The sequence below is a fragment of the Mesorhizobium sp. M5C.F.Ca.IN.020.29.1.1 genome, assembly GCF_003997375.1.
Lineage (GTDB): Bacteria > Pseudomonadota > Alphaproteobacteria > Rhizobiales > Rhizobiaceae > Mesorhizobium > Mesorhizobium wenxiniae.
In genome coordinates this window covers 1-5052 of record NZ_RZSW01000467.1, presented here as the reverse complement: position 1 = coordinate 5052, position 5052 = coordinate 1, and the positions used below count along the sequence as shown (strand labels likewise).

Genomic DNA, 5052 nt, shown 5'->3' with positions numbered 1-5052 from the left:
GCTCTACTCGTCGCTGGTTGTCGCGCCCGTCCAGGATGCTCAAGTCCTCCGGCTCGGCGCGCAGATAGACACCGGAGGTGCGGGCGTTCAGTTTTGGCTCTGTGTCGGCTCGTGTGGTGAAGTACCCGGACGCGCGATCGGCGGACTCCAGCCGGATCTCTCCTGTCCCGTACAACTGCGACGCGTTCGCGTCCAAGGGCCGTTCTCCATTCCAAAAGTAAAAGATGCCGGCAGGCTCCTTTCTCTCCTTTACTGCTTCGCTCCAGTATCTCGCGGACAGACTGCCATTCTCTTGCCATGAGCGGCCGGCTAGCTCCAGCGCACCATCGCGGTCTCGCGAGATCCGCAGGAGGCTCACCGCGGAAGGTTCCTTCACAGTCCGCTCCGACAGGGAAAACTGCCACCAAAGACCTTCTATTCGGGCGGCGCGGCCCTCATTTTCAATCGCTTTTCGCAGCTTTTGGTTGACCGCTCTCATCTCGGCGGCGGTTATCGCTTCGCCGTACCTCACGGACGTCAGGCCGAGGAGATCGCTTGGAAGCTTGGAGCCGTTGGCATGGAGGATAAACGTTCGGCGCATTCCGAGGACACCGCCGAAAAGGCCGGCTTCGAAGACCACATTGTCTCGCGGAGAAGCTTGAGCGGATACAGGAGCAGGTGATGCCAGGCTTGCACTCGTCCAGTCGTCCTGGGCGAACACAAAAGCAGCGAAGTCGACTTCACGCGTAAGCTCAAGGAGGCGCTCCAGTGTGGTTGTCCCGGGATTGAAGGATGTCGTCCAGGGTTCCACATACGCGATGTCTTCAAGGCCGCGTGTCAGCGCCTGCAGCAGTTTTTTCTGCTTCCCCGACGAGCCCAGGAAGATTCGAGGTTTGTCCATCCGTTTGCTCCAGCCCAGCAGATCGGGACCACCAGCGTCTGCTATCCCTGCGGCCATCGTCTGGTTGTCCCCGCCATAGCGTACGCGGAGCGCCTCATTCATTGCAACGGATGCAAGGAATGCCGGCTGCTATTTTTCGGTCCGGTGCTGAAGAACTGCGAAAACAGTTCCGCGCGGTGGCGATGCCGAGCTTCTCATGAATCCGGCGGCGATGGCTCTTGACCGTGATGCCGAGGCGCTCACAATGTTTGGAGCCAGAAGCCGGCCTGGATGCTCGGTTCTTGCGGCCTTTTACCGCCTTCCCGGGGCGTCCTTGTGGCTGTTTTTGCCTCATTTGGGTGACAGGCTGCAGGGGATGGGTTATATTGCACTGCACAATGGAAGCGTTCGCGCCTGGCGCGGCGGCGAATCGGCATTGAACTCATGGACGGGACTTCGCTACCGAGATGAAGATACCAAAATCTCTGTTGGTCGACCCGGAGAAGAGCACGGTCTATGGCACATTTGCTGTCGCCATCTCCATTTGGGCGTTCTCCTACTCCTACCTTTTCGGCCAGATCCTGATCCTGGCCTATTATGCGGTCTGGCTTCCCCTGATCATGGTAGATTATCGGCGGCTGTTGCGACATGCCTCCAGCGCGTGGCTGCCATTGGCGTTTGCAATCTACGTCTGCCTCTCGGTGTTCTGGTCGGATGCTCCCGGCATCACGTTGAGGACGGCGATCCAGTATTGCTCTCATATCGCCTGCGCCTATATCGCCGCGCGCACCGTCAGCGTTCGGACGTTGACAATAGGCTCACTGATCGGGATCTTTCTCGTCCTGCTCTACTCGCTTATGGTCGGGGGTTATTCGTATGATGGCCTCGACGGGACGTATAATTTCGTCGGCGCATTCAGCTCCAAGAACCAGATCGGCTTTGTTGCCTCCCTTGGCATCTATTTTTGCGTTGTCTTGCTGACCTTTCTCAGGCGCGGCCGGATCAGCCTTTTCTTGACGGCGCCCGTCCTCGTCCTGTCGGCCTATCTGCTGGTCATTTCGCATTCAGCCACCTCGATGGCTTCGGTACCGGCAGTTCTCGCTCTGGTCGCTCTGCTTGCCATGGCGAAGAAGCTTTCGCTCCGCTACCGACGGGTGATTTTCCTGGTCGGCGCATGCGGGCTGGTCGCGGTCACCGCGGTTGCCTTTGCGGGGCTTCTGGATTTCGTCCTTGGCGTCTTCGGAAAAGACTCCACGCTCACCGGACGGACCTATCTCTGGGAGCAGGGCTGGCGTGCGGTGCAGCAAGCGCCGATCCTCGGCGTCGGCTACGCGGGCTACTGGGTGCAGGGTTTCGCCGAGGCCGAACGGCTTTGGAACGAATTCTACATCACGACCCGAAGCGGCTTCCACTTCCACAACACCTATGTCGAAGCGCTCGTCGAGCTTGGCTATGTCGGGGCGACGCTGATTTCGCTGATCATCGTGCGCACGCTGTGGGGCCACATATCGGCGTTGATATTCAGGACGTGGCAGGCCGAATCTGTGATTCTTGCCGGCGTGATGGTGCTTCTGTTCATCCGGTCCTTCGTCGAGGTCGAGACCCTCAACCCCTACATTATGGGCTCCTTCCTTCTGTATTACAGCTACTTCAAACTGGTGAAGGTGCCTTTCGCCCGCCCTCGGTGGACGGCGGCGAGCCTCGCGGAACCAGAAACCGCAAAGGGCTAAGAAAAGCGCAGAATGTCACCTTGATTTCGTTCGCTAAAATTACCGTCAAAAACGAATGCAATCTTGGGGCGCCACAATTTCGCGAATTATTCGGGCGGGATTTCCTGCAACCAGGCTCGCGGGGGTGCACTTTTGGTGACCACAGAGCCGGCTCCAATTACGCTATGATCCCCGATTTCGACCCCAGGCAGGATTATTGAATTCGACCTATCCAAACATTATCCCCAATCAGGACAGCTTTCGCTTTAACACCGGCACCCTCTTCGACCTCATGATAGTTTGAGTCTTGGATTACAACCGATTCGCCAATAAGGCATCCTTTTCCGATGCTTACTGCGACAGATGCGTCGATCGTAACTCCGCTGTTTATAAAAAATCTAGAGCCAATTGACAGACTTGCGTTCCGGCGTGCATGAAACCAGGAACGTGACCCAAGCCCTCGAAACGAAACGCGAGAGCCAAATCTAAAAATTGCCTTTTCCTGCTATGAGGCGAGACACCAAGTACCGAAACTCGATCGGTTATTTCGATACCCCTCACTGCCCAAATGAATGTAACTATTGCGCCTTTAATATACCTTCTGGCACGATAGATATTCACCACGCTTCCCCCACCGATTGGCATTTTTCGCCGAGAAGCGTGCATCTATGCGGACGGCCTCGGCATGACGCTCCCTTTGAGCGTAAGCTGACGTTGGGGTATTCGATCGCGCGAGTTCTATTGACTAGCCATTGGCGCCAGCTTCACCTTGATCACGTCCCCGGGCAGCACGGGCGTGTCTTCACTGGCGGCAATTTCGCTGGTCTCGCCGTCGACCACCCGAACCAGGGCAAAGGACATCGTTGGCTCTTCGCCGTCGCGATAGCGTTGTAACGCCGGGTTCCCCGACATGGCTTCGGCCATCAGGCCGGTTTGCATGTTCATCTTGAGCATCGTCGCACTGAGATCGGCTTCTACCTGTTGCCGGTCGGCGGCGAGGCTCGCATTCTGAGTGTTTTCCAGGTCGATGGCATCCTGGTTGGCCTTGCTGATCGACTGCTTGGCGGTAAGGATGGCCGTGTCGTAATCCAGGATCTGGCCTTCCAGGTCGGCGATCGTTTGTTGCGAAGTCAGAACCCGCGTGTTGACGACAAGACCTTTCTGCGCCAGCGAGCCGATGCCGCTGAGCTGTTCCTTTGCCAGGTCGACCTGCCGCTGCTGGTTGACGATCTTTTTCTGCAGCGAATCGATCTCGCTCTGCAGTAGCTTCTTCAAATCGTCGAGCGCCTGAAGGCGGAGTTTAAGCTTCTTTTGATCGGCCGTCAGGATCGCCATCTCGTCCGCAACGACGCTTGCCACCTTCGGATCGTTGGCCACCTCCTTCGGCACGTCGAATGTCGGCTTGTCCGCCATCTCCGCTTCGATGCGCGCGCGCCTGACGATCAGCCGGACCCGTTGGTCTTCGAGAACGTCAAAATCGCCCTTGGCATTGATCATGTCGCGGTCGTACCGCTGTCCTTCGGGGGCCCGCCGGACACCGCCGGCGATGCTCATCGCCCTCAGGACGGTCAGACCAGGCACGTAGGGATACTGGCCAGGCGTCTGCACCTCCCCGGAAATGTAGAATGGCCTGTACTCCGCCATTTCGACGGAGGCTTCCGGCCGGTCCGCCAGGGCGAGCTTGCGCTGGAGCGCCTGGCCGATCGCTGCCGCGATCTCGGATGTGGTCTTGCCGGATGCCGGCATTTCGCCGACGAACGGCACGGACAATGTTCCGGCCGGGCCGACTGTGTACTCTCCGTTGACGGCCGTCCAGTCGCGGAACGTGCCTTCAACGGTCTGCCATTCGGCCACGCGGATGGTCAGCTTGTCCTGCGATCCGAGGCGATACTCATCGGCGGCGGCGAGTTGGGGAATGGTGAGCGCCAGCGCGAGGCAAGTGGTCATAAGCCGCATCCGCCGCATGCGATTGCCAGCAATGCCGGCGCAGGAGATTTCGAAGATATCTGTTTTCAACTGTACGTTTCCGATCCGCTTAGCCCCGCCCGATGAAACTTGCTGCAGAATGGTTGGCGTCTGGACAGTCACTCTTCCACACAGAGCCGGCCCAGCCGGTCAGTAGCAGCCCCGCGACATCCAGACGGCAGGCACGGTCTTGACGATGATGCGAATGTCCTCAAACAGCGACCAGTTCTCGACATAGTGGCGATCGAATGCGACGCGGCTGTCATAGGAAACGTCATTGCGGCCGCTGACCTGCCAGAGTCCGGTTAGGCCGGGGCGCGATTTCAGGTAATAGACGGCCGAACTGCCATAAATCTCGAGCTCGTCGCGTACGACGGGGCGAGGACCGACAAGGCTCATGTCACCCTGAAGGATATTGATGATCTGCGGCAGTTCATCGAGGCTGAGCTTCCTCAGCACGGCCCCGACGCGCGTGACGCGCGGATCGTTCTTGAGCTTGCGGGTCGCCATCCATTCGGC

4 protein-coding genes and 1 pseudogene are annotated in these 5052 nt (G+C 58.5%); 1 reads left to right on the top strand and 4 read right to left on the bottom strand.

Features of this window, described 5'->3' with window-relative positions:
- Positions 1–982: TIR domain-containing protein (locus EOA85_RS27230; RefSeq protein ID WP_245486043.1), on the bottom strand; the 982-nt coding region annotated here is incomplete at its 3' end.
- Positions 983–1326: 344 nt separating this feature from the next.
- Between EOA85_RS27230 and EOA85_RS27225 the strand changes: the two genes are divergently transcribed.
- On the top strand, positions 1327–2589 hold the full coding sequence (locus EOA85_RS27225) for an O-antigen ligase (RefSeq protein WP_127211836.1): 1263 nt from the start codon (positions 1327–1329) through the stop codon (positions 2587–2589).
- Positions 2590–2670: 81 nt separating this feature from the next.
- Here EOA85_RS27225 and EOA85_RS27220 read toward each other — a convergent pair.
- From EOA85_RS27220 to EOA85_RS27210, 3 genes and pseudogenes are all read right to left on the bottom strand, one after another.
- Positions 2671–2803, bottom strand: a pseudogene (locus EOA85_RS27220) (DapH/DapD/GlmU-related protein); the annotation flags it as partial.
- Between the two features lie 503 nt (positions 2804–3306).
- The gene (locus EOA85_RS27215) at positions 3307–4515 is read right to left on the bottom strand and encodes a polysaccharide biosynthesis/export family protein (RefSeq protein WP_127211835.1); all 1209 of its coding nucleotides are present in this window, start codon (positions 4513–4515) and stop codon (positions 3307–3309) included.
- A 168-nt stretch (positions 4516–4683) separates the two neighbouring features.
- On the bottom strand, positions 4684–5052 hold a 369-nt coding region (locus EOA85_RS27210), incomplete at its 5' end, for a sugar transferase (RefSeq protein WP_206523380.1).

What these genes read in the sequence shown, in the direction of transcription:
- EOA85_RS27225 (WP_127211836.1), top strand. Translation starts at nt 1,327, where the DNA reads ATGAAGATACCAAAATCTCTGTTGGTCGACCCGGAGAAGAGCACGGTC.
- EOA85_RS27215 (WP_127211835.1), bottom strand. Translation starts at nt 4,515, where the DNA reads ATGACCACTTGCCTCGCGCTGGCGCTCACCATTCCCCAACTCGCCGCC.